A 22,195-nucleotide genomic window follows, 5' to 3' on the forward strand; every position below is an offset into this window, starting at 1 on the left:
CAGCAGCGATGAACAGGGCCGTCCGGCCGGGTCCAGTCCCCGGCCGAACGGCCCTGTTCATCGCTCGTCGCCGCTGTCACTGGCCCTTGATGTGCTCCTTCATGCCCTCCAGCCGGGTCAGCACCGGGTACCCGCTCACGCTCAGCGCGTTCCCGTGACCCGTCTCATGGATGTCGAACACCGACTGGATGGCCGCGTAGAAGCCCTGCACGTCCAGGCTCTGGTTGACGGCCCGTTTGGCCTGGCGCAGTCCGAAGGGCGGCATCAGGGCGATGCGGTCGGCCAGGTCCATGGTCGCCGCGTCGAGTTCGTCGAGCGGGACGACCTGGTTGACCATGCCGACCCTCTCCGCCTCGGCCGCCGTGACGGCCCGCCCGGTGAAGAGGATCTCCTTGGCCTTGCGGGCGCCCAACTCCCAGGTGTGGCCGTGGTATTCGACGCCCCCGATGCCCATGTGCACGACGGGGTCGGAGAACTCGGCGTTCTCGGCGGCCACGATGAGATCGCAGGGCCAGCAGAGCATCAGTCCGCCCGCGATGCACTTGCCCTGCACCGCGGCGATCGACGGTTTGGGGATGTTCCGCCAGCGCAGGGTGTACTCCAGGTACCGGCGGGTCTCCGCGTTGTAGATCCACTCCAGGGTGATCTCCTTCGGACCCGGCCAGCGGTCCTTCAGGTCGTGCCCGGCGGAGAAGTGCCGCCCGTTACCGCGCAGCACGATCACGCGTACGTCGTCGTCGGCCGCCGCCCGGCTCCACGCGTCGTCCAGATCGTCGAGGAGCGACATCGTCTGGGCGTTGGCCACCTCGGGCCGGTTGAGCGTGATGACCGCGACCCGGTCCTTGACCTCGTACAGAATCTGGTCCATCCGCGTGCTCCCTCTGTCGGTCCCGGCGGCTATCTGGGCAGGCCGAGGATGCGCTCGGCGATGATGTTGCGCTGGATCTCGGAGGTGCCGCCGGCGATGGTCCCGCCGAAGCTGCGCGCATACCGTTCGAACCAGCTGGCGGAGAACACCTCCATGTTCATGTGGAAGTGCGGGGCCGTCGCGGCGGGGTGGCGGAGCGCCCCGGTGCCGTGTGCCTCCAGTGCGCGCAGGGTGGCGTTCTGCACGGCCTCCGAGCCGAAGAGCTTGAGCACGGACACCTCGGCCGGGTTCCGGTCGGTGCCGAGCTGGCGGTAGCCCAGCAACTTCAGCGCCTGGAAGTCCATTTGGAGCGTGGCGTACCACTCCTCGTCGCTCGGCGCGTCCCGGATCAGGTCCTCGAGCCGCTCGGCGTAGCTCAGCCACAGCAGGGTGCGTTCATGCCCGAGCGAGCCGTTCGCCACCTTCCAGCCCTCGTTCAGCGGGCCGATCAGGTTCTCCCTGGGCACCCGGACGTCGGTGAAGAACACCTCGTTGAAGTCGAAGTCGTCAGGATCGGCGATGGACCCGAAGGGCCGCCTGACCACGCCTTCCGTGTCGGTGGGGATGATCAGTACGCTGATGCCCTTGTGCTTGGGCGCCTCCGGATCGGTGCGTACGAATGTCAGCAGCACGTCCGCGTCATGGGCGCCGGAGGTCCACACCTTCTGCCCGTTCACCACGAAGTGGTCGCCCTCCAGGGCCGCGCGGGTACGCAGCCCGGCGAGGTCGGACCCGGCGCCCGGCTCGCTCATCCCGAGGGCGGCCGTCACCTCCGCGCGCAGAATGGGCGCCGCCCACCGGCGTTTCTGTTCCTCGGTGCCGAAGCTCAGGATCGAGGCGGCGATGATGCCGACGCCCTGCGGGTTGAAACTCTGGTAGATGCGGCGCCGGGACATCTCCTCGGCGTGGGCGAGCAGTTGGGGCAGGGTGGCGTCGCGTCCGCCGTACTCGGGCGGGTTTCCCGGCACCAGCCAGCCCGCGTCGAAGAGCTTCCGCTGCCACACCCGAGCCCAGGGCGGCACGTCCGCGCTCGACCTGGCACGGGGCACGGCCTCCTCGGCGGTGGGCAGGTTGGCGTCGAGAAAGGCGGCGAACTCGGCCCGGAACTCCTCGATCTCGGGGTCGGCGGCGAGTCTCATACCAGCAGCGCCTTCCTGTGCACGGCCGCTGTCCCCAGCAGCAGGTCACCGGCCTTGGCCCGTTTGAGATGGATCTGCAGCTCGTTCTCCCAGGTGTAGCCCATCGCCCCGAAGAGCTGGAAACCGCTCTGGAAGCAGAGCCGTTGGCACTCCCCCGCTGCCGCCTTGGCCATCGCCGCCGCCCTGGCCCGTTCCGGGTCGTCCTCGGCGATGGTGAGAGCGCAGTAGAGGGCGAGCGCCCGGGCCCGTTCGATCGCGACGTACATGTCGGCCGCCTTGTGCTTGACCGCCTGGAAGGACCCGATGGGCACCCCGAACTGATGGCGCTGCTTCACATGCGCGACCACCAGATCGAGGATGCGCCGACAGCTGCCGACGGTCGAGATCGCCAGTCCCATCAATGCCAACTCCGGGATACCGACCACCAGTTCGGGATGATCGACCCGCGCGACATGGATCGTGGGGTCGAAGACCGCGACCCGTTCTGCCCGCACTTCGCCGCCGCCGCGGACGACCACACCGTCCGAGGTGAGGAGGGCGACCTCATCCGCCCGGTCCGCGTCGAGGACGAACTCCCCGAGGCCGTCGAAGACCGCCGTGCCCGAGCCGTTCGGCAGCCGTCCGGCCAGCGGCGCGAACCAGGTGGCCGTGGCCAGGAACGGCGTCGGGTCGGCGGCGTACCCCAACTCCTCCAGGATGATCGCCAGTTCCACCGGAGGTGCCTCCAGCCAGCCCAACTCCAGATACGTCGACCAAAGTTGCTCCTCGGGCAGCGCTCGCGACTTGGCCACCGTCTCGCGGACCACGCGTTGCAGCAGCCGCTGGTCCTCGTCGAATTCAAACTCCACGGGCGACCTCCAGAAGGACCTTGCCGATGGCACCGCGCCCCTCGCGCAGCGCGGCACCCACCTCGTCGAGGGAGTGGACGGCATGGATACGGGGGTGAATGGCCCCCTCGGCGAACAGCCGGTGCAGTTCGGTGCGGGCGACGACCAGCTTCGCCCGGTCGTGCCGGGCCCAGCCGCCGAAGTCGAAGCCGTGGATCGTGACGCCCTTGAGCATCGCGAGGTTCAGCGGGATACCGGGGATCTCACCGCTCGCGAACCCGACGCTGACGAACCGGCCGCCCCAGCGCATCCCGCGCAACGCCTGCTCGGAGTGCGGCCCGCCGACCGGGTCGACGACGACATCGGCGCCGCCGGCCTCCCGGAGCGCCTGTTTCAGGTTCTCGTAGGGCAGGACGGTGTGGGCGCCGAGCTTGGCGCAGGCGGCGCGTTTCTCCTCGCTCGACGCGACGGCGACCACCTCCGCGCCCAGCAGCAGGGCGAGTTCGACGGCGGCGAGACCGACCCCGCCGGCGGCGCCGAGCACCGCGACCCGCTCGCCAGCGCGTACGCCGGCGACCAGGCGCAGGGCGTTGAAGGCGGTGGCGTGGGAGACACCGAAGGCCGCCGCCCGTTCCATGGACACGGCGGCGGGGACGCGGTGGAGGCTGGTGGCGGGGACAGCGACACGTTCGGCGAAAGCGCCGACGAATGCCGAGCCGAAGACCCTGTCACCGGTGCGGAAGCCGTGCCCGTCCCGGGCCACCACGCCGGCGAACTCGCTGCCCGGAGTGAAGGGGACCGAGGCCTGCACCTGGTAGGCGCCCTCGATCACCAGTACGTCGGCGAAGTTGACCGCCGCGTAGTGCACGTCGACGGGCACCTCGCCCTGCGGTTCGGGGACCTCCTCGACGGTCACCGGACCGCCGAGGGTGTGACAGCGGGCGGCCCTCACAGCCGGGTCGTCGCGGCCAGTTCGGCGGCCTGGGCGGCCATCGTCAGGACCGTGTCGCCGTAGAAGGCCATCTTGAGGTTGCCGCCCTCGCCCTTGACGTGCCGGGCGTAGCCGCCTTCGAGGACGATGGCCATCTTGAAGCGGGCCAGCACCACGTAGTAGTCGATCTCGCCGACGTCCCGGCCGCCGACCTTGGCGTAGTGCTCCAGCAGGTCGGCTCGGTCGGGCATGCCCTCGTAGCTGACGTACCCCTTCTGCGAGCGGTCCTCGTCGGCGTTCGGCCAGCCCATGATCACCCAGGCGAGGTCGAGGAGCGGGTCGCCGACGGTGGCCATCTCGAAGTCGACGAGGGCGGCGAGGCGGGCGGGGGCGCCGTGCCGGAACATCACGTTGGCGAACTGGTAGTCGCCGTGGATGATGCCCGGGGTCCAGTGGCTCGGCCGGTGCGCGCGCAGCCACGCGGCGGCGGTGTCCAGTCCGGGAATCTCACGGAACGCGAACTTCGCCAGGTGCGCCTGCCAGCGGTCCACTTGACGGTCGTGGAAGCCGTCGGGCCGGCCGAAGCCCTCCAGGCCCTGGGCCCGCCAGTCGACGTTGCCGAGCCGGGCGATGCCGTTCACCAGCTCGTACGCGAGGCCGGGGCGCAGGGAGAGGTCGCTCCTGAAGGGCTCGGGCCAGCCGCCCTCGACGTTCATCGGCGACCAGCCGTCGACATAGCCCATGAGGTAGAAGCAGGAGCCGATGACGTCGGTGTCCTCGCACACCGCGACGGCCTCCGGGTGCGGAACGTCCGTCCCGTTCAGGGCGTTCAGCACCCGGAACTCACGCAGCATGGTCTCGTTGCGGCCCGGCGGAACCTTCTCGGGCGGCTTGCGCAACACCAACTGCCGGTCTCCACGCCGGATTTCGTAGATGTCGTTGGAGGTGCCCCCGGAGATGAGGGAGACCTCGAGGGGTTCACCGGGGGCGATGTCCCGGCCGTCCAGCCAGCGGGCGAGCGACTCGGTGTTCACATGTTCTCCAGCTGCTTGCGGGCCCACTCCCGGCGTGCGGGCAGATGCTGGGTGGGCCAGAGTCCGGGGGTGGCCTGGTAGCCGCGCAGCAGGTCGCGGGCCGCGGTGATCTTGTGGACCTCGGTCGGTCCGTCGACGACGGCCATGACGGCGGCGCCGGTCCACATGTCGGCGAAGGGCATCTCGTTCGAGACGCCCAGGGCGCCGTGCAGATGCATCGAGCGGTAGACGATGTCGTGCAGCACCTTCGGCGTAAGGAACTTGATCGTGGCGATGTCCTTGCGGACCCGTTTGTAGTCGTTGTACTGGTCGATCTGCCACGCCGTGTGCAGGACCAGCAGCCGGAACTGGGTCAACTGCGCGTAGGAGTCGGCGAGATCGGCCTGCACCAGCTGCTTGTCCGCGAGCCGGCCGCCCTGTGTCTCGCGCGAGAGGGCACGCTCGGCCATCATGTCCAGCGCCCGTTGGCACTGCCCCACGACGCGCATCGCGTGGTGGACGCGTCCGCCGCCCAGCCGCGTCTGCGCGATGGCGAACGCCTGCCCCTCCCCGCCGAGCAGCGCGTCACCGGGGACGCGGACCCCGTCGTAGGCGATCAGCGCGTGCATACCGTCCTCCGGGCCCTCGCCGAGCAGCCCGATGTTGCGCTCCATCCGGATGCCCGGGGTGTCGCTCGGTACGAGGAACATCGACATGCCCTTGTACGGGCTGACGTCCGGGTCGGTCACTGCCATCACGATGACGAACTTCGAGGTGCGAGCGTTGGAGGAGAAGTACTTGCGCCCGGAGATGACCCAGTTGTCGCCGTCGCGCTCGGCCCGAGTGGTGAACATGGTCGGGTCGGCGCCGGCCTGCGGCTCGGTCATCGAGAAGCAGGAGAAGCACTCCCCTTCGAGCAGCGGCTGGAGGTAGCGCTCCTTCTGTTCCTCGGTGCCGTAGCGGGCGATGATCTCGGCGTTGCCGGTGTCCGGGGCCGCCGTGCCGAAGATGACGGGGGCCCAGCTCGACGCACCGAGGATCTCGTTGATGAGGGCGAGTCCGACCTGTCCGAACCCGCGCCCGCCCAGCTCGGGGCCGAGATGCGGCGCCCACAGCCCCTGGTCGCGCACCTGTTGCTTGAGGGCCCGGACGATCGGGCCGGTCTCGTCGTCGAGGGGATGGTAGGCCCGGTCGGGGTAGAGGAGGTCCAGCGGTTCCACGCGCTCGGCGCGGAAGCTTCTGATCCACTCCAGCTTCTCCTCGAACTCGGGCTCGGTGGAAAAGTCCCATGCCATGTCAGACGACCCTCGTTTCCACAGCTCGATGCCGCGCGGGCACTGCTCCGGTACGTCCGCGATGCGGGTGAGAATACCATTCTCATTCCACGCGAGTAAGGGTCTCGAAAGTTGCGGTGCGTGATTCGGTAGGGAGCTTCGCCTGATTACCGCCCAAGTGCAGTATCGTTCTGCGCGTGACCGCCATCCCCGAAGAGCCAGCCTGGCGCCAGCGCGCCGTAGAGCGATCCACCCGCGCCGCCAAACAGCGCGCCGAGCAGCGCGTTCAGCGCTTCCTGGACGCCGCGCAGGAACTCATCGCGGAGAAGGGGACGACGGACTTCACCGTCCAGGAGGTCGTCGACCGTTCGAAGCAGTCGCTGCGCAGCTTCTACCAGCACTTCGACGGCAAGCACGAGCTGCTGCTCGCCCTGTTCGAGGACGCCCTCTCCACGTCGGCGATCGAGATCCGCGAGGCCACGTCGGGCGCGGGCGAGCCGCTGCCCCGGCTGCGTATCGCCGTGGAGATGCTGTTCGAGCAGTCACTGCCCAACCCGGGCGTCCAGCGCCCCCTGTTCAGCGACTTCGCACTGCAACTGCTGGTCAAGCACCCCGCGCAGGTGGCGACCGCGCACCTGCCCCTGCTGAACCTTTTCACCGAGCTGCTGGAGCAGGCCGCCGAGGCGGGCAGTGTCCACGCGGACAAGCCCCGCAGGCTGGCAGCGCTTCTCATGCAGACCGTCATGTTCGCCGCTCAGGCCAACGGCGTCCCCTCGGGCAGCCATGCCCAGCCGGTGACCGCCGACGAGGTCTGGCAGTTCTGCCTCGGCGGCATCTCGGGCGCGTGAGCCGCTCCGGGTAGGTCACGCGCCCCTGACAACTGATCGCCCGCGGTGCCGAGAACGTCGTTCTCGGCACCGCGGGCGATCAGCATCCTGGCCCCGGCCCGGGGCCAGGGATGGCGCGTCAGCTCAGCGGCTTCGCCAGTACCGCCTTGCGGTGGCTGAACGTCTCGATCGAGTAGCGGCCGTGGTAGTTACCCATCCCGCTCTCCCCCACCCCGCCGAACGGCAGGTCGGAGACGGTGAGATGGGCCAGCGGCAGGCCGTAGCCGACCGCGCCGGAGGACGTCTCGGCGGCGATGCGCTCCTGGGTCGTGCCGGACTCGGTGAACACGTACAGCGCGAGCGGCTTGTCGCGGTCGTTGATGAAGCCGATCGCGTCGTCCAGCCCGGGCACCGTGACGATCGGCAGGATCGGGCCGAAGATCTCCTCCCGCATCACGGGCGAGGCGGGGTCGACGTCGGCGAGGACGGTCGGCGCGATGTACTTCGTCGTACGGTCCTTGACGCCGCCGGTGACGACCCGGCCAGAGTCGAGCAGGCCGCCGAGCCGGTCGAAGTGACGCTCGTTGACGATCCGGCCGTACTCGGTGGAGGTGGCCGGGTCCGCGCCGAACAGGTTCTCGACGGCCTTGGCGAGCGCGGGCTCCAGCGCAGCGGCGGTCTCCGGGTCGGTCAGGACGTAGTCGGGGGCGACACAGGTCTGGCCGGCGTTGAGGAACTTGCCCCTGACCAGCCGGTCGGCGACGACGTCCACATCGATGCCGGTGTCGACGAACGCCGGGGACTTGCCGCCGAGTTCGAGGGCGACCGGGGTGAGGTGCTCGGCGGCGGCGCGCAACACGATACGGCCGACGGCGCCGTTGCCGGTGTAGAAGATGTGGTCGAAGCGCTCGGCGAGCAGGGCGGTGGTCTCCGGGATCCCGCCCTCGACAACGGCGACCGCGTCCGTGTCCAGGTACTGCGGCAGCAGCCGGGCCACGGCCTCGGAGGTGGCGGGGGCCAGCTCGCTCGGCTTGACCACCACCGCGTTGCCTGAGGCCAACGCGCCGACAACCGGGGTCAGCAGCAGCTGGACCGGATAGTTCCAGGGGGCGATGACCAGGACGACACCGAGCGGGTCGTACTGCGTCCAGGCGGTGGCGTCGGCACCGAGGCGCTCGGGGACCGGCGCGGCCTCGGGACGCAGCCAGCCGTCGAGGTGCTCGAGGGTGTGGTCGATCTCCCGGATCGTGAAGTCGATCTCCGTGCGGTAGGCCTCGGCCGAGCTCTTTCCGAGGTCCGCGTGGAGCGCGGCGGCCACATCCTTGCCGTGCTCCGTGAGCAGTTCGCGCAGGCCGCCGAGCTGGGCCTTGCGCCACTCGACGGGCTTGGTACGGCCCGTACGGAAGGTCGCGCGCAGGCGCGCCACGATGTCGCCGGGCTGCTCGGGGGACGTGGGGTGGTTCACGGTGCCTCGCTCACGGTGGAGTCATGCGGTGGTCTCGGGCCGGAAGGCCGGCTCGCTGTACTCGACGTACATGCCAACCTGCCACAAGGCAAAGTATATTCCACATACACGAAGATAGCTTTGAGTATCACTTCAGTAACTCATGGTTACATCGCGTCCTCCTGGGCATCATCGCTCTGCCCCATCTCCTACACGAAGGGCGCACCTCCACAGAGACACAACGCAACGCGACACCTGGAGAATCGTCCCCATGACCGCCACAGTGCACCCGCTCGTCACCGCCGCCCGACGGCTCGCCGCCGAGGTCCTGGCCCCGCAGGCGAGCCGGGTCGACCAGGAGGGTGTACCCGCGAGCAGCATCAAGGCCATCAAGCGGGCTGGGCTGCTCGGGGTGAGCGCACCGAAGGAGTACGGGGGTGCGGGCGCGCCCGCCGCGGTCGCCCGAGAGATCGCCGAGATCCTGGCCGGGGCCTGCTGCTCGACCTGGTTCGTGCAGACCCAGCACCACACCCCGGTGAAAATGCTGACGGAGTCTCAGTTCCCGGTGCGGGAGCGCCTGTTGGGCCCGCTGTCGACGGGCGCCCTGTTGTCCGGTATCGCGTACGCGCACCTGCGGTCCTTCCCTCGTGTGCCCGTGCGGGTCGGGTACGAGCGCGGCGGCTGGCGCTTCGACGGGATGGTCCCCTGGTACACGGGCTGGGGGCTGAACGACGTCATGCTGCTCGCGGGGCTGTCGGACACGGACGAGGTGGTGTTCGCCTTCGTCGACGCCCGCGAGCAGTCGGGGCTGCGCGCCTCGCCGCCCATGCGGCTGGCGGCACTCACGGCCGCCCGGACGGTGTCCCTGGAGCTGAAGGGCCTGCGCCTGCCGGAGGAGGCGGTCGTCCTGCGTATGCCGCGCGAGAAGTTCGCCCTCGTCGACCTGCCCCGGGCCACCAACACGAACCCGGCCGTGTTCGGAGTGGCGTACGCGGCCCTCGAACTCCTCGCCGCCCACCCGGACGCCACGGCGACCGCGCGCTCACTGCGCACCCGCCTGGACGCCGTACGCCGCAATGCGTACGCCCTTGCGGACCACCGTCGACCGCAGGAGCACATCGCGGACCGGCTGGCGCTGAAGAGCCGGGCGTACGACCTGATGCGCACGGCCACGACCGCGGCGATCGTCGCCGGCGGCGGCCGGTCCATGGACCTCGACAGCCCGGCCCAACGCCTGGCTCGCGAGGGCCTGTTCCTCCTGGTGCAGGGTCAGACATCAGATGTACGCGGCGCACACCTCGCCGCACTGGCCGAGTAACCCCTGAGGGGCGCGAAGCGCACCCTTCAGGGGCGCGGGGAACTGCGCGAGAAGCCTGCACCGGGCCCGCGGCCGAAGAACCACCTGACCGCCTACCCACCAAACGGCACCTGTGCCGCCGGGGCGGCGGCCGACGCGAACGGGTGCCGCCACAGCCCCCGCGCGGCAAGCCGCGGCAGGACGCCCTCGCCGAACCAGTACGCCTCCTCCAGATGCGGATAGCCGGAGAGGACGAACTCGTCGATGCCCAGGGCGTGGTACTCGGCGATACGGTCGGCGACCTCGTCGTGGCTGCCGACCAGCGCTGTGCCCGCGCCACCGCGTACCAGGCCGATTCCGGCCCAGAGGTTCGGGTGGATCTCCAGCCCGTCCCGGTTGCCGCCGCCGTGCAGGGCGAGCATCCGCTGCTGTCCCTCCGACTCGCTGCGGGCGAGCCCGGCCTGGATGTCCCGCACGGTTTCCGGGTCGAAGCCCGCGAGGATCCGGTCCGCCTCCGCCCAGGCAGCCTCGGCGGTGTCGCGGGTGATGACGTGCAGCCGGATACCGAACCGCAGGGTGCGCCCCTGCTTGGCGGCCAGCCCCCTGACCCAGGCGATCTTCTCGGCGACCTGGGCCGGCGGTTCGCCCCAGGTGAGGTAGACGTCGACGTGCCGGGCGGCGACCTCACCGGCGATGGGCGAGGATCCCCCGAAGTACACCTCGGGGACCGGATCGGGCACCCGGGCCAGCTTGGCGTCCTCGACGCGGAGGTGTTCGCCGGTCAGGTTGACCGTCTTGCCCTCCCACAACTCCCGTACGACTTCGAGGAATTCGCCGGTACGACGGTACCGGGCATCCTTGTCGAGGAAGTCGCCGTAGGCCTTCTGCTCGTGGCTCTCGCCACCCGTGACCACATTGAGGAGGAGCCGGCCGCCGGACTGGCGCTGGAAGGTAGACGCCATCTGCGCGGCGAGGGTCGGGGAGACGAAGCCCGGGCGGAAGGCGACCAGGAACTTCAGGCGCTCGGTGTGCTGGCTGACCATGGCGGTGGTCAGCCAGGCGTCCTCGCACCAGGCACCGGTGGGGGTGAGCGCGCCGACGAAGCCCAGGTCCTCGGCGGCGCGGGCGATCTGGCTCAGATAGGCGACCGTCGGCGGCCGGTTCTGTCCGAAGGCGGTGGCCGGGGTGCCGTGGCCGCCGCCGACGACGTGGCGGCTGTCGCCGTTGGTGGGGAGGAACCAGTGGAAGGTGAGGGACACCGAAGATCTCCGATCGGGAACGTCGCGTACGTCGCGTTACAGCAGGCCGTGACGGGGTGGTTTCGTGCCGTTCAGCACGTAGCGGCCGATGTGCTGGATCTTCCAGCGGGCGGGGTCGTGCAGGGTGTGGGTGCGGGCGTCGCGCCAATGCCGGTGCAGATTGAGGGAGTTGAGGGCCGAGCGGGTGCCGGCGACCTCGAAGAGGGCCCCGGTGACCTCCACGGCGGCGGTTGTCGCGTGTGCCTTGGCGACGGCCACCGCGATGGACGCCTCGGCCGCCGAGTCGTCGGTGAGGTCGGCGCCGGCCGCGTCCACGGCACGGGCCGCCTCGCGCAGCAGTGCCTCGGACGCCCGTAGCTGGACGGCGAGTTCACCGAAGCGCTGGATCAGCAGCGGGTCGTCGGCGGCGGTCTCCGCACCGCTCTCGAACCAGGGCCGGCTCTTGGTCCGGACGAACACCGCCGCCTCGGTGAGCGCTCCCCCGGCGATGCCCACGTCGATGGCGGTGTGCAGCAACTGGGCTACGGCTCCGTGGAGTTGCGGCCCCTGGAAGGTGAGGTGGTGCGGGAGGACTCGGTCGGCCGGGACGGGGACCGCCTCCAGCCGGACGGTTCCGCTGGCCGTCGTACGCTGGCCCATGCCGTCCCAGTCGTCCACGACCGTGAGGCCGGGCGCGTCACGTGGAACGTACGCCACGTGCAGGTTGTCGTCCTCGGTGCGGGCGAGGACCGGGATCCAGTCGGCGAACAGGGCGCCGGTGGAGTAGTGCTTGACTCCGGTCAGGGTGAACGAGCCGTCGGGCTGCCGGGCCAGGCGGGTGCGGATGTCCTGGACGTGTTTCGTGCCCGCCTCCGACTGGGCGTTGCCGAACCGCCGTCCCGCGAGGATCTCACCGAAGAAGAACTCCCGTTGTTCTGCCGTGCCCTGACGACGGATCACATTGACGTACACGAAGTGGTTCTGCGGGATCTGGGCGAGGCTGGCGTCGGCCGAGGCGAGCAGCCGGAAGATCTCGGCCAGGGTCTCCTGGCGTACGTCCGCTCCCCCGTGGTCGGCGGGTACGGTGACCGCGAGCAGTCCCGAGGCGGAGAGGCGGTCCAACTCCGCTCGTGGAAGCCGTCGTTCGGCGTCCCGTGCGGCGGCCCCGGTGCGGAACTCGTCCGCCAGGGCCGCCGCCACGGTCAGGGCCTCCACATCGTCTGCGAGGACTTTCGCGGTCATGGGGGTCAGACCGCCGCGGCGAGGAGCGGGGAGCGGCCGAGCGCCGCCGAGAACTGGTCCAGTACCTGGGCGAGGGCCTCGGCGGTGGCCGGGGCGACCACGATGGAGCCGTCCTCGTGTGCGGTGATGTCCTTGTCGAGGGTGAACCAGCCCTGGACGATGTGGGCGGCACCCATGGAGTTGAGGACCGGCCGCAGTGCGTAGTCGATGGCCAGGACGTGGGCGGTGGTGCCGCCGGTGGCGAGCGGCAGCACGGTCTTGCCGGTGAGGGCGTACTGCGGGAGCAGGTCGAGGAGCGCCTTGAGGACGCCGGAGTAGGACGCCTTGTAGACCGGGGTGCCGACGACGACACCGTCGGCGCGGGCGAACAGTTCGGTGGCCTCGACGATCGCCGGGTGCCGGAAGTCTGCCCCGAGGAGGGCCTCGGCGGGGATGGTGCGTACGTCGAGCGGGATCACCTCGTGTCCCTGGGCGGCCAGACGGGTGTCCAGGTGGCGCAGGAGCTTTCCGGTGCGGGAGGAGACGGAGGGGCTGCCGGAGACGGACAGGATGGTGGCCATGGGTCCTCTTTCGGGAGGCTTGCCGGGATCCGGGACATGCCTGTGCGTGGCAGGCGTCCCGGGCGAGCGGACGGTCAGGAGTGCCGGTCGGCGGGCGAGGCGCTGTTCAGGGCGAACCTCGCGCGGTGCGGTGCGAGCGGGACGGGTGTCAGGCGTGGACCGCTACGGACTGGGGCTCGCTCTCCGGGAGTTGGGCTTCGAGTTCACGGACGAGGGGCAGGACGCGGCGGCCGAAGTACTCGACCTCCTCGTGGTAGTGCAGGAAGCCGAGGAGGAGCAGGTCGACGCCGAGGCGCTTGTAGGCGACGATCCGCTCGGCGATCTGTTCCGGGGTGCCGATGAGCCCCGTACGGAAGCCGTCGTTGTACTGGACGAGGTCCTCGAAGGTGGAGTCCTGCCACATGCCCTTGCCGTCACCGGCGGACTGTCCGGCCTGTTTGACGGCGGCGCCGAACCCCTCGACGGCCTCCCGGTCGGCGTTCGCGACGATCTCGCGGAGTGTCTCGCGGGCCTCGGCCTCGGTGTCCCGGGCGATCAGAAAGCCGTTGAGGCCGAACTTCGGTGCGCGACGGCCGACCTGGGCCGCCGAGGCCGCTACGTCGGCGATCTGCTCGACGACCCCGTCGAAGTCCTTGCCGTTGGAGAAGTACCAGTCTGAGACCCGGCCGGCCATGGCGCGGGCGGCGGTGGAGTTGCCTCCCTGGAAGATCTCGGGGTGCGGACGCTCGGGTGTGTTGAGGGGCTTGGGTTTGAGGGAGAAGTCACGCACCCGGTAGAAGTCACCGGCGAGTTCGGTGTGGTCCTCGGTCCAGATCTGGCGCAGGGCCTGGATGAACTCCGCGGAGCGGCGGTACCTCTCGTCGTGCTCCAGCCAGGGCTCGCCGAGGGCGGTGAACTCGCCCTTGAACCAGCCGCTGACGACGTTCACGGCGAAGCGCCCGTTGGACAGGTGGTCGGCGGTGGCGCCGAGTTTGGCGAGGACTCCGGGGTGCCAGAGGCCGGGGTGGACGGCCGCGATGACCTTCAGCCGCTGGGTGGCGAGAAGCAGGGCGAGGCTGAAGCTGGTCGACTCGTGCTGGAACTCGGCGCCGTAGCCGGCCATGTAGCGGACCTGGGTGAGCGCGTATTCGAAGCCGTTGTTCTCGGCGAGGACGGCGAGTTCGCGGTTGTAGTCGTAACCCCAGTCGGTGCGCTGCTCGATACGGCTGGTGACGAGTCCGCCACTGACGTTGGGGACCCAGTAGGCGAATTTCACGGGCTCTGCGGACATGCGGAACTCCTGTTGCGGAACGCGTTTTCGGGCACGCCGATTTCCGTCCGGAGTGAAGTCCGGCAATTTTCAGGCGGGTACGGAAACGGAACGGGCGCGGCGGATCGGGTCGGGGATCAGGCCGCGGAGCAACAGGAGGCGCTGGAGACGCGCGCGAGGTCGACGTGCCGTCGCCGCGTGAGGTCCAGTCGCATCTTCATGTCGTCGATCGTGACAGTCACCGAAGACGGCAGTCAAGGAAAACCCGACCGGTCTCGCATCCCGGACCACCTGATTTCACGAAGGTGTGACAGGGAAACCCTTGAACGGGCCGCTCCCGCGTCCGCATTCTGCTGCGGTGCGTATTGAACAGCTGGAATACATCGCGGCGGTCACCCGGCTCGGTTCGCTGCGCCGGGCGGCCGAGGAACTGCGCCTGTCGCAGCCTGCGTTGAGCGAGACCGTGCGCAATCTGGAGCGAGAGCTCGGAGTCGACCTGCTGGAGCGCAAACGCTCGGGCGCGACGATGAGCGCGGAGGGCCGGGAGCTGCTGCCGCACATCATCGACGTCCTCGACGCGGTCGACCGGCTGCGGGGCGCGGCGGGCGAGCAGCACCGCATCAGCCGCATGGTGCGCGTCGGCACGGTGAACGCGGCGACGGTGCCGCTGCTCATCCCCGCCGTACGGGAGTTCCGCGCGACACACGAGCTGACGCAGGTGGAGGTGGTGGACGTACAGCAGGCGGAGATCCACCGGGGGCTCACGGAGGGCGGCTTCGACCTCGGGCTGGTGAACCAGCTGGAGGGCGACGACGTACCCGCCGGCTTCGAGAGCACCGAACTGCTGCGCGGACGGCCCGTGGTGTGTGTACGTCCGGACAGTCCCCTCGCGGCCGGGCCGGCGGTGTCGGTGGCCGACCTGCTCGCCGGACCGCTGATCGCGATGCGCTCCGGCTACGTCATGCACCGCTATCTGCACCGGCTGCTGGAGGGCCACGGAGCGGCCTTCGCGTACTCCACGGACGGCGCCGAGATGGGCAAGCTGATGGTCGCGGAGGGGCTCGGGGCGACGGTGCTGCCCGACTTCAGCGTGGTCGGCGACCCGCTGGAACGACGCGGCATCCTCACCTACCGGCCGATCGCGGAGGACGACACCACCCAGGTGCTGCTGACCCTCCAGCGCCGCCGCGCGGAGTCCGTGCCGCTGGCCGCGCGCGATCTGCACGAGGTGTTCGTGCGCCGGGCCAGGGAGCTGGGCGGGACACTCACCGTGCAGGGCTGACCACACAGAATCACCCCCTGCACATAAGGGAAAAATAAGAGCACAATGTGAGTACGCGGCATTTACCGCATACCGCACAGAAGCGGTCAGGCCTGCACAGTCGAAGGAGACGAGTCATGGCCAATGTCTCGCACACCAGTGGTGACATCCACAGCCACCCTGATGTATCCGAAATGCGAGCCCGGTACGCCCGCATGCTCGGCGGTCGCGATGTCGCGCTCGTGGACGGACCGGTGTTCCTCGTCGGTCTGTACTGCGCGGCATCCCCCTGGATCCTCCACTACACGACAAGCCAGCCCCCGCTCGTGACCCACAACCTGATCATGGGCATCGCGATCGGCCTGCTGGCTCTCGGGTTCACCAACACCCCGGAACGCATGTACGGCCTCAGCGGGGCCCTGTGCGCGATGGGTATCTGGATGATCGTCTCGCCGTGGATCGTCGGCACCAGCCCTGACGCGGGTGTCGTGCTGAACAACATCATCATCGGCGCCCTGGCCCTGTTCCTTGGGCTGTTGAGTGCGGGCGCGACAGCGAGAAGTGCTCCCAGAGTGTAGGTGGAAGCGGCCCGGTCCCCGCCAAGGGACCGGGCTCGCTCGCCGTTCGGCGGACTGTCCCGGGCCACAGCGGGCACTAGGAAGGGGAGTGGCCAAAAACGGCGAAGTGGGGGCGGAAATGACGATCTCGAGCATCATCGGCGCCATCATCATCGGCACCGTCATCGGTATCCTGGGTCGGCTCGTCGTCCCGGGGCGCCAGCGCATCGGAATCCTGTGGACGATCGTCGTCGGTATCGTGGCCGCACTCGTCGGTTCGGCGATCGCCGCCGGGTTCGACGTGTCCGACACGGACGGCGTCGACTGGGTCGAGTGGCTGATCCAGATCGGGCTCGCCGCCTTCGGTGTGGCCGCGCTGGACCGGGCGAAGGCACCGCGTCGCGCGCACGGCAGGCGGCGGTGACCGGGCGAGGGTGAGGGGCCCCGAAATTCCTTTGTGGGTGGTGGTCCGCCGCGACTAGTTTCGGCGGACCACCACCCACGTTCATGTCACGGAGCCCCCTTGCCCCCACGCATCACCGCACTCACCGATCCCGAACCCGGCGCGTCGAGCCGGCGGCTCGCCTGGCTGGTGTCCGACCAGGTCGGTGTACCGCTCGGCTCCGCCTACCTGCGCCTGTTCAGCAGGGAGGGCCAGGAGCATCTCGCCGAGGCGGAGATCTCCGTCCACCCTGCCGAGCGACGGCGGGGTGTCGGCACCCGGCTCCTGGAGGCCGCCGTCGCCGCGGCCCGCAGTGACGGTCGACGGTCGCTCCTGGCACAGGCCGAGGAGAACTCCCCCGGCGACCGTTTCCTGGCGGCCCGGGGTTTTCACCGGGTGCTGGCACTGACGTACGCCCGGCTGACGCTCGCCGACGTGGACCTCGCGGAGATCACCCGGCTCGCCGAACTCCCGCACCCCGGCTACCGGTTGACGGCCTGGGAGGGGGCCGTGCCGCCCGCACTGGCGCGGAGTTATGCCGACTCGCGCCGCGCCATGGACGACATGCCGATGGAGGACACCGACTACGGCACGGTCGTCTGGGACGTCGACCGCGTCCTTGCGGCGGCCGAGGCGGTCGCCAGGCGCGGCGACCTGCTCTACACCGTGGCCGCGCTGGACACGGCGGACGGTTCGGTCGCCGGCTTCTCCGAGCTGGTGGTACCGGGCGACGGACAGGGCGACGGACAGCACTACGGCACGGCGGTGCTGCCCGAGCACCGCGGCCGAGGTCTCGGGCGCTGGATGAAGGCCGAGTCGATCCGCCGGGCCCGTGAACTCCACCCCGGACTCACGGGACTGCTCACCGACACCGCGACCGGTAACGCGCCGATGCTCGGTATCAACGACGAGCTGGGGTACGTGCCCACGCACAGGGCGGTGGAGTACCAGCTCGGGCTGTGAGACCGGCGCCGCCCGGCGATCCGGCCGCCGCTCCGGTCGTCAGGGCTCAGGCCTCGTAGACGTACGGCGTCGTCGTGGTGAGGGGCTCGAAGCCGAGTCGCTCCAGGACGGGCCTGCTCTGGTGAGAGGCGTCGACCTGGAGGTAGCGGTAGCCGCGCTTCACGGCGTCGCGGGCGCGGTGGGCGACCAGGGCACGGTAGATGCCCTTACCGCGCCAGGCCTCGACGGTGCCGCCGCCCCACAGCCCGGCGAACCGGGTACCGGGCACGAGTTCCATGCGGGCCGCGCTCACCGGCTCGTCGCCGGCCAGCGCCACCACGGCCGTGACCGTGTCCGGGTCGTCCGTGAGCCGGGCGAGCAGCTGGCGCCGCAGTCGGGAGCTGTCGGTGCCGAACGCCTTCTCGTGCACGTCCGCCACGAGGTCGACGCCGGCCTGGTCGGTCACCGGCACGAGGCGGATGCCCTCGGGCGGGTCGGTGTCGAAGGTCAGCCCGGAGACCTCACCGATCATCAGCGTCTCCTCGGGCTCGGGCGTGAACCCCGCCGCCCGCAGCCGTTGCCCGAGGTCGATGGGCAGGTCGTGGCCGTAGAGCTTCCACTCGAACGTCCGTCCGAGGCTGCCGTAGTGGCGGATCTGCTCGGCGATCGCCTCGTCGGCGCGTGCATCGTCGAGGTCGGACCAGACGACCCCGTTCCACCCCTGGGCGTCGGCGACCTGGCGCACCACCCCGCCCACCCGTTCGATCCGAGCGCCTGGCCCGTCGGGCTGCGCCCCTTCGCGCATGTCCCGGTCGTAAAGGGCGAGCACCGCTGCATGATCCATGCCGTTACTCCAGCACCCCGATGCGGCAAGCGCAACGGTATTGGCGTCCGCGATACATCACGGTTCAGGCCATTCGCATACGCGAAGCAGTGTTCGGTGCTACCAGGGCCCCTCCGGCGCCCGTCCCGCTCTCCGGGCGTACGGACGTACCCTGCGCCGCTGCGTGGAACTGGCCGCCGAGGCCCTGGCGACGGCGACGAACGCCCGGTGTGACAGTCGAGGGCCCGGTCAAGGGCGTTGGCCCTTAACCGAGTTCGAGCGTGGTCACCCCGAAGACCCTCTCCCGCGCGAACTCCCGCACGGGACCGGTGTACATGCGTGCCGTCTCGAAGGACGGCGAGAATCCCGCCTCCCGCACCATCGCGACGGCAGCCGTGTTCGGCTCGGGGACGTCGACCGCGACCTCCGTCCCGGCCGCGTCGGCGGTGAGCGCGGCGAACAGCGCCCGGGCGTCGTCGGCGGTGTCGGCGAACAGCGGGCCGATACGGGGCACGTCCCGGCCGGGGCGGACGACTCCGTAGCCGGTGACGGCACGGCTCCCGGTGCCGTCACCGGATTCACGCAGGAAGGCGCGGTGCCCGGGAGCCGTCAGCCAGTACTCCAGGAAACGGGGCCGGTCGGCGGGGGTGCAGAGGGTGTCGTACGCCGTGATCGCCGCCAGGTCCGTCGGCCGCACGGGACGCACACGCGCCGGGGTCTCGGCGGCGGGGGCGGTTCCGGTGAACCGGACGGTGCGGTAGGCGGGCTCGAAGCCCGAGCGCCGGTAGTTGTCCTGCTGGGCGACGACTCCGTCGAGGCCGACGGTACGGCTTCCGGCGTGGGCCAGCGCGGTCTTCCAGGTCGTGATCCCGTAACCGCGGCCCCGCAGATCGGGACGCACGAGATAGAAACCCAAAAAGGCGTACGCGTCACCGTAGTTGACGACCGAGATCGCCGACACCGGCTCCCCGCCGACCCTGCCGACGAAGAATCCCTCCGGGTCCTGCGCGAAGAACCCAGCACTGTCCGACAGCCCCGGGTTCCAGCCCTCGTCGGCCGCCCATCCGGTGACGACCGGCCAGTCCTCGGGCGTGGCCCGGGTGACGACGAGGTCGTCGGAGACCGGGGGGAGGGCGCCGGCGGAGGAGATCATGGAGGTGCTCCGTTCCGTTCAGTGGGGGGATGCGGCCCCATCGGACCATGGATCCCGAAGGCGGCGCGACCATCCGGCCCGGCACTCCCGGCGCCCCGGCCTGCCGGGAGGCGGGGCTCTGTCCACCCCCTTATCGTGATCAGGGCGCCGTCCCGGCCCGCAGCCGGGGCCGCCTCAGGAGGCATTCATGCGGTCCGCGTACCGACGCCGGGCGCTCGCCTCGGCCACGACACTCGCCCTGCTGGGAACAGGTGCGCCGACGGTGGCCGCGGCCGACGACGAGCCCGGCCTGTCCCGCTTCTACCACCAGAAGGTCAAGTGGTCGGCGTGCGCCGACGAGGCAGCGATGGACGACGTGCCGACGGCCGACCTCCAGTGCGGCAAGGTCACCGTCCCGCTCGACTACGCCAAGCCCGGCGGCCGCACGCTCGACCTGGCGATGGCCCGCTATCGGGCGACCGGGAGCTCCCGGGGTTCCGTGCTGCTGAACTTCGGCGGGCCCGGCGGCGCGGGGGTCAGCCAACTCGCCTATGAGGGCAAGGACTTCATGGGCCTCACGAACGGCTACGACGTCGTCACGTTCGATCCGCGCGGTGTCGGCAGATCCTCCCCCGTCAGCTGCGGCGAGGGCGCGGACACCGACACCGAGGAGACCGGCGGCGGGGCCGGGGACGATCCGCGTGCAGTCCTCGAACACCTGCGCAGGGCAGCGCAGGCCTGTGCGCGCCACTCCGGGCCCGTGCTGCGCCACATCGGCACCGTCAACGCTTCCCGCGACCTCGACGTGATGCGCCAGGCCCTCGGCGACAAGAAGCTCAACTACCTCGGATTCTCGTACGGGACCCGGCTCGGCGCGGTCTACGCGGCCCAGTTCCCCACGAAGGTGGGCCGGTTCGTCCTCGACGGCGTCGACACCCTCACCGAGTCGCTCGCCGAGCAGGGCCTCGCGGGCGCCGCCGGGCAGCAGACCGCGCTGGAAGGCTTCCTCAACTGGTGCGTGATGGACATCGCCTGTCCGTTCGGGCAGGACGCGCGCACCGCCCGCGAGCGGGTGGTCGCCCTGGTCGGCTCACTCGACAGGGACCCGGTGCCGACCGGTTACGGTGACCACTTCTCCGGCCAGGACCTCGTGGGCGCCATCGGCCAGGGCCTCTACAGCAAGCGGATGTGGCCTCCCCTGGAGCGGGCCCTTGCCGCGCTGGTCGAGGACGGGGACGCGCGCGGGATCATGGCGTTCGGCGGCGGAGGCACGGCTGTCCCCGCCCTGCCGAGACTGAGCGCCGAGCGGCAGTCCCCCTCCCCGGATTCCGACGGCGGGCTCGTCGACGAGGTCGAGGTACCCATCGACAACCTCCCGGCCGCTCTGATGGCGATCAACTGCGCCGACGATCCCGACCGGCCCACCGCGGCCCGGATCACCAAGGACTTCGCCGCCCTGCGCGCCAGGTACGAGCAGGCATCCCCGGTGTTCGGCCGCTACCGCCTCACCGAGGTCCTGACCTGCTACGGCCGCCCAAGGGGCACGGACTTCATTCGTACAGAGGTACGGGACGTCGACACGCCGAAGATGCTCCTGGTGGGGACGCGCGGCGACCCGGCCACGCCGTACCGCTGGACCACGGAGACGGCCGAGCGGCTGGGCTCGTCGGCGGTCGTCCTCGACAACAAGGGCGAGGGCCACACCGGGTACGGGTCCTCGAAGTGCGTGCACCGCACGGTCGACGCGTTCCTGCTGGACGGCTCGCTCCCGGCCGACGGCAGTTCCTGCGGCGCGGACGACGCCGGCTGAGGCCGGCACGCGGGCACCGGATCCTCCGAATGCCTGACGCCTGAATCGGCCCTATCGTGCACGTATGGAGGCCCGCCACCGAGGCAGACCCCGCGGCCACTGCACGTGATCGGCGATCCGGAGGCCCTGGTCGCTCTCACCGAGGCGGGTACCGCCACCGGGGAACGCGACGCACGTCCCGCGCAGCGGTGTCGGCACGCCTGCGCGGAGACGTTGTGGCACGCCGTCCGACCCCTGGTCGCGTAGCGCCGGCGCGATCGGGCCGCGGCGGTCCGGCGGGACCTCGGAACCGCGCGTGACCGACCGGAGTGCGGCGCCCGCGGGGACGGTGCCTGAGCACCGACGCGGAGGTCCGCTTCGTAGCGGACGCACAGGACGCTCACCGAGGCCTACTGCTCCCGGCCCTCGCTCCCCGCCGAAGGGGCGCCGAGGAGGTCGGACAGACCGCGGTCGACGGCGTCGCCGAGGTCCTCGCTCCCGGCCGCGACCACGGCGAAGGTGCGGAGCAGGAAGCGGCGCATGGCCGGTGTGTCGAACTGGAGCAGGGCCAGGCCGTGCGGCGAGTGGAGTTCGAGGACCGTTCGTGCGGGCCCGCACGGCCAGATGTGGACGTCACCGCTCCCGGCGGGACGCCGCACTCCCTCCTCCAGAAGGCTCCGGGCGAAGGTCCAGCTCACCCCCTCGCCGTCCAGGGCCGCCTCGGCCGGAAAGTCGATGTGCACGGCCAGCGGATCCGTCGAGGCGTAGCGGAGCGTGGCGCGGACGGGGAGCTCCTGCTCCTCCGAGGTGATCAGCCGTGCTCGCGCGGGCTGTTCGAGGGTGACATCCATGGCAGTCTCCGCTCCCGGTTCGGGCCGACGGTGGTGATGCCGACGCGTTGTGCCGACGTGGTGTTACGACCCCGAAATGGCCTCTCCGATTACGCGGAACCCACAGCTTTTAATGTGAGCTGCGTCACTGACATGCGTGGTTTTCCGCAGGGATCACGGACCCTTGGGCGATTCGGGGGCAACCTGACGATGCGCCCCCACAACACATCGCCGCGGATCGCACAAAAGACCGTCGAACACGCGCCTGAATGAGTTGCCACTCAGCTCCATTGATCCACCAAGTCGCGTACCCCGCCTACGACTTGGCATGCCGGACGCGTACCGTTTCCGTACCAGGAAAACCGTCCAAGAAGACCGTGGCATATGCCAGAAGCACCACCGTCTCGTGTGTTGCCAAATCCCTTACAGGGCGTCGCAGGCTGTGCAACAGTCGTAACCGGTCTTCCGTCA

22 protein-coding genes are annotated in these 22,195 nt (G+C 70.2%); 7 read left to right on the forward strand and 15 right to left on the reverse strand.

Annotated elements, in window-relative coordinates; all coding sequences use genetic code 11:
* Window positions 1-76: 76 nt before the first annotated feature.
* Genes OG241_RS02080 through OG241_RS02105 form a run of 6 tightly spaced genes read right to left on the reverse strand, consistent with a single transcriptional unit; the run spans window position 77 to window position 6,112 of the window.
* Window positions 77-868: an enoyl-CoA hydratase gene (locus tag OG241_RS02080; RefSeq protein WP_405813265.1), complete on the reverse strand. Its 792-nt coding sequence runs from the start codon at window positions 866-868 to the stop codon at window positions 77-79.
* Between the two features lie 29 nt (window positions 869-897).
* Complete coding sequence (locus tag OG241_RS02085) at window positions 898-2,046, reverse strand: acyl-CoA dehydrogenase family protein (protein ID WP_405813266.1); 1,149 nt, start codon at window positions 2,044-2,046, stop codon at window positions 898-900.
* Entirely contained in the window at window positions 2,043-2,894 is an 852-nt protein-coding gene (locus OG241_RS02090; protein ID WP_405813267.1) for an acyl-CoA dehydrogenase family protein, read from the reverse strand. The genes OG241_RS02085 and OG241_RS02090 overlap by 4 nt, the downstream gene beginning before the upstream one ends.
* Window positions 2,884-3,789, reverse strand: coding sequence for an NADPH:quinone oxidoreductase family protein (locus tag OG241_RS02095; protein WP_405813269.1), 906 nt, complete (start codon window positions 3,787-3,789; stop codon window positions 2,884-2,886). Before OG241_RS02095 ends, OG241_RS02090 begins: the two co-directional genes overlap by 11 nt.
* A 32-nt stretch (window positions 3,790-3,821) precedes the next feature.
* Complete coding sequence (locus OG241_RS02100) at window positions 3,822-4,838, reverse strand: phosphotransferase family protein (RefSeq protein WP_405813271.1); 1,017 nt, start codon at window positions 4,836-4,838, stop codon at window positions 3,822-3,824.
* Window positions 4,835-6,112, reverse strand: coding sequence for an acyl-CoA dehydrogenase family protein (locus OG241_RS02105; RefSeq protein WP_405813273.1), 1,278 nt, complete (start codon window positions 6,110-6,112; stop codon window positions 4,835-4,837). Before OG241_RS02105 ends, OG241_RS02100 begins: the two co-directional genes overlap by 4 nt.
* 176 nt (window positions 6,113-6,288) lie before the next feature.
* On the opposite strand from OG241_RS02105, the gene OG241_RS02110 reads away from it, so the two are divergent.
* The gene (locus OG241_RS02110) at window positions 6,289-6,939 is read left to right on the forward strand and encodes a TetR/AcrR family transcriptional regulator (RefSeq protein ID WP_405813274.1); all 651 of its coding nucleotides are present in this window, start codon (window positions 6,289-6,291) and stop codon (window positions 6,937-6,939) included.
* A 118-nt stretch (window positions 6,940-7,057) separates the two neighbouring features.
* Here the strand turns inward: OG241_RS02110 and OG241_RS02115 are convergent, their stop codons facing one another.
* Window positions 7,058-8,383, reverse strand: coding sequence for an aldehyde dehydrogenase family protein (locus tag OG241_RS02115; protein WP_405813276.1), 1,326 nt, complete (start codon window positions 8,381-8,383; stop codon window positions 7,058-7,060).
* A 250-nt stretch (window positions 8,384-8,633) separates the two neighbouring features.
* On the opposite strand from OG241_RS02115, the gene OG241_RS02120 reads away from it, so the two are divergent.
* Window positions 8,634-9,680 (forward strand): acyl-CoA dehydrogenase family protein, encoded by a 1,047-nt coding sequence (locus OG241_RS02120; protein WP_405813277.1) that lies wholly within the window; start codon window positions 8,634-8,636, stop codon window positions 9,678-9,680.
* Between the two features lie 92 nt (window positions 9,681-9,772).
* Here the strand turns inward: OG241_RS02120 and OG241_RS02125 are convergent, their stop codons facing one another.
* The 5 genes from OG241_RS02125 to OG241_RS02145 all read right to left on the reverse strand — a co-directional run bounded on the left by OG241_RS02125 (window position 9,773) and on the right by OG241_RS02145 (window position 14,169).
* Window positions 9,773-10,918, reverse strand: a complete 1,146-nt coding sequence (locus OG241_RS02125; RefSeq protein WP_405813279.1) for an LLM class flavin-dependent oxidoreductase — start codon at window positions 10,916-10,918, stop codon at window positions 9,773-9,775.
* Window positions 10,919-10,954: 36 nt separating this feature from the next.
* A complete protein-coding gene (locus OG241_RS02130; protein WP_405813280.1) occupies window positions 10,955-12,139 on the reverse strand; it encodes an SfnB family sulfur acquisition oxidoreductase in 1,185 nt (394 codons plus the stop codon).
* Between the two features lie 5 nt (window positions 12,140-12,144).
* Window positions 12,145-12,699 (reverse strand): NADPH-dependent FMN reductase, encoded by a 555-nt coding sequence (gene ssuE / locus OG241_RS02135; protein ID WP_405813281.1) that lies wholly within the window; start codon window positions 12,697-12,699, stop codon window positions 12,145-12,147.
* Window positions 12,700-12,847: 148 nt separating this feature from the next.
* Complete coding sequence (gene sfnG / locus OG241_RS02140; protein ID WP_405813282.1) at window positions 12,848-13,969, reverse strand: dimethylsulfone monooxygenase SfnG; 1,122 nt, start codon at window positions 13,967-13,969, stop codon at window positions 12,848-12,850.
* Window positions 13,970-14,085: 116 nt separating this feature from the next.
* Window positions 14,086-14,169, reverse strand: a complete 84-nt coding sequence (locus tag OG241_RS02145; RefSeq protein ID WP_351532065.1) for a putative leader peptide — start codon at window positions 14,167-14,169, stop codon at window positions 14,086-14,088.
* 137 nt (window positions 14,170-14,306) lie between these two features.
* On the opposite strand from OG241_RS02145, the gene OG241_RS02150 reads away from it, so the two are divergent.
* From OG241_RS02150 to OG241_RS02165, 4 genes are all read left to right on the forward strand, one after another.
* Complete coding sequence (locus OG241_RS02150) at window positions 14,307-15,230, forward strand: LysR family transcriptional regulator (RefSeq protein WP_405813283.1); 924 nt, start codon at window positions 14,307-14,309, stop codon at window positions 15,228-15,230.
* Between the two features lie 116 nt (window positions 15,231-15,346).
* Window positions 15,347-15,787 carry an SPW repeat protein gene (locus OG241_RS02155; protein ID WP_405813284.1) on the forward strand — a complete coding sequence of 147 codons (441 nt, stop codon included), beginning with the start codon at window positions 15,347-15,349 and terminating at the stop codon, window positions 15,785-15,787.
* 118 nt (window positions 15,788-15,905) lie between these two features.
* Window positions 15,906-16,190 carry a GlsB/YeaQ/YmgE family stress response membrane protein gene (locus OG241_RS02160; RefSeq protein ID WP_405813285.1) on the forward strand — a complete coding sequence of 95 codons (285 nt, stop codon included), beginning with the start codon at window positions 15,906-15,908 and terminating at the stop codon, window positions 16,188-16,190.
* Between the two features lie 99 nt (window positions 16,191-16,289).
* Window positions 16,290-17,171 (forward strand): GNAT family N-acetyltransferase, encoded by an 882-nt coding sequence (locus OG241_RS02165; protein ID WP_405813287.1) that lies wholly within the window; start codon window positions 16,290-16,292, stop codon window positions 17,169-17,171.
* A gap of 46 nt (window positions 17,172-17,217) precedes the next feature.
* Here OG241_RS02165 and OG241_RS02170 read toward each other — a convergent pair whose 3' ends face one another.
* A complete protein-coding gene (locus OG241_RS02170) occupies window positions 17,218-17,994 on the reverse strand; it encodes a GNAT family N-acetyltransferase (RefSeq protein WP_405813289.1) in 777 nt (258 codons plus the stop codon).
* A gap of 244 nt (window positions 17,995-18,238) precedes the next feature.
* On the reverse strand, window positions 18,239-19,126 hold the full coding sequence (locus OG241_RS02175) for a GNAT family N-acetyltransferase (RefSeq protein ID WP_405813290.1): 888 nt from the start codon (window positions 19,124-19,126) through the stop codon (window positions 18,239-18,241).
* Between the two features lie 187 nt (window positions 19,127-19,313).
* On the opposite strand from OG241_RS02175, the gene OG241_RS02180 reads away from it, so the two are divergent.
* A complete protein-coding gene (locus OG241_RS02180) occupies window positions 19,314-20,915 on the forward strand; it encodes an alpha/beta fold hydrolase (protein WP_405813291.1) in 1,602 nt (533 codons plus the stop codon).
* A gap of 389 nt (window positions 20,916-21,304) precedes the next feature.
* Here OG241_RS02180 and OG241_RS02185 read toward each other — a convergent pair whose 3' ends face one another.
* On the reverse strand, window positions 21,305-21,745 hold the full coding sequence (locus OG241_RS02185; RefSeq protein ID WP_405813292.1) for an SsgA family sporulation/cell division regulator: 441 nt from the start codon (window positions 21,743-21,745) through the stop codon (window positions 21,305-21,307).
* Between the last annotated feature and the right edge of the window lie 450 nt (window positions 21,746-22,195).

Source organism: Streptomyces sp. NBC_01390, assembly GCF_045040105.1.
GTDB lineage: Bacteria > Actinomycetota > Actinomycetes > Streptomycetales > Streptomycetaceae > Streptomyces.

What these genes read in the sequence shown, in the direction of transcription:
- OG241_RS02085 (WP_405813266.1), bottom strand. Translation starts at nt 2,046, where the DNA reads ATGAGACTCGCCGCCGACCCCGAGATCGAGGAGTTCCGGGCCGAGTTC.
- ssuE (WP_405813281.1), bottom strand. Translation starts at nt 12,699, where the DNA reads ATGGCCACCATCCTGTCCGTCTCCGGCAGCCCCTCCGTCTCCTCCCGC.
- OG241_RS02155 (WP_405813284.1), top strand. Translation starts at nt 15,347, where the DNA reads ATGGCCAATGTCTCGCACACCAGTGGTGACATCCACAGCCACCCTGAT.
- OG241_RS02170 (WP_405813289.1), bottom strand. Translation starts at nt 17,994, where the DNA reads ATGGATCATGCAGCGGTGCTCGCCCTTTACGACCGGGACATGCGCGAA.
- OG241_RS02175 (WP_405813290.1), bottom strand. Translation starts at nt 19,126, where the DNA reads ATGATCTCCTCCGCCGGCGCCCTCCCCCCGGTCTCCGACGACCTCGTC.
- OG241_RS02120 (WP_405813277.1), top strand. Translation starts at nt 8,634, where the DNA reads ATGACCGCCACAGTGCACCCGCTCGTCACCGCCGCCCGACGGCTCGCC.
- OG241_RS02080 (WP_405813265.1), bottom strand. Translation starts at nt 868, where the DNA reads ATGGACCAGATTCTGTACGAGGTCAAGGACCGGGTCGCGGTCATCACG.
- OG241_RS02145 (WP_351532065.1), bottom strand. Translation starts at nt 14,169, where the DNA reads ATGAAGATGCGACTGGACCTCACGCGGCGACGGCACGTCGACCTCGCG.
- OG241_RS02180 (WP_405813291.1), top strand. Translation starts at nt 19,314, where the DNA reads ATGCGGTCCGCGTACCGACGCCGGGCGCTCGCCTCGGCCACGACACTC.
- OG241_RS02160 (WP_405813285.1), top strand. Translation starts at nt 15,906, where the DNA reads ATGACGATCTCGAGCATCATCGGCGCCATCATCATCGGCACCGTCATC.
- OG241_RS02130 (WP_405813280.1), bottom strand. Translation starts at nt 12,139, where the DNA reads ATGACCGCGAAAGTCCTCGCAGACGATGTGGAGGCCCTGACCGTGGCG.
- OG241_RS02105 (WP_405813273.1), bottom strand. Translation starts at nt 6,112, where the DNA reads ATGGCATGGGACTTTTCCACCGAGCCCGAGTTCGAGGAGAAGCTGGAG.
- sfnG (WP_405813282.1), bottom strand. Translation starts at nt 13,969, where the DNA reads ATGTCCGCAGAGCCCGTGAAATTCGCCTACTGGGTCCCCAACGTCAGT.
- OG241_RS02185 (WP_405813292.1), bottom strand. Translation starts at nt 21,745, where the DNA reads ATGGATGTCACCCTCGAACAGCCCGCGCGAGCACGGCTGATCACCTCG.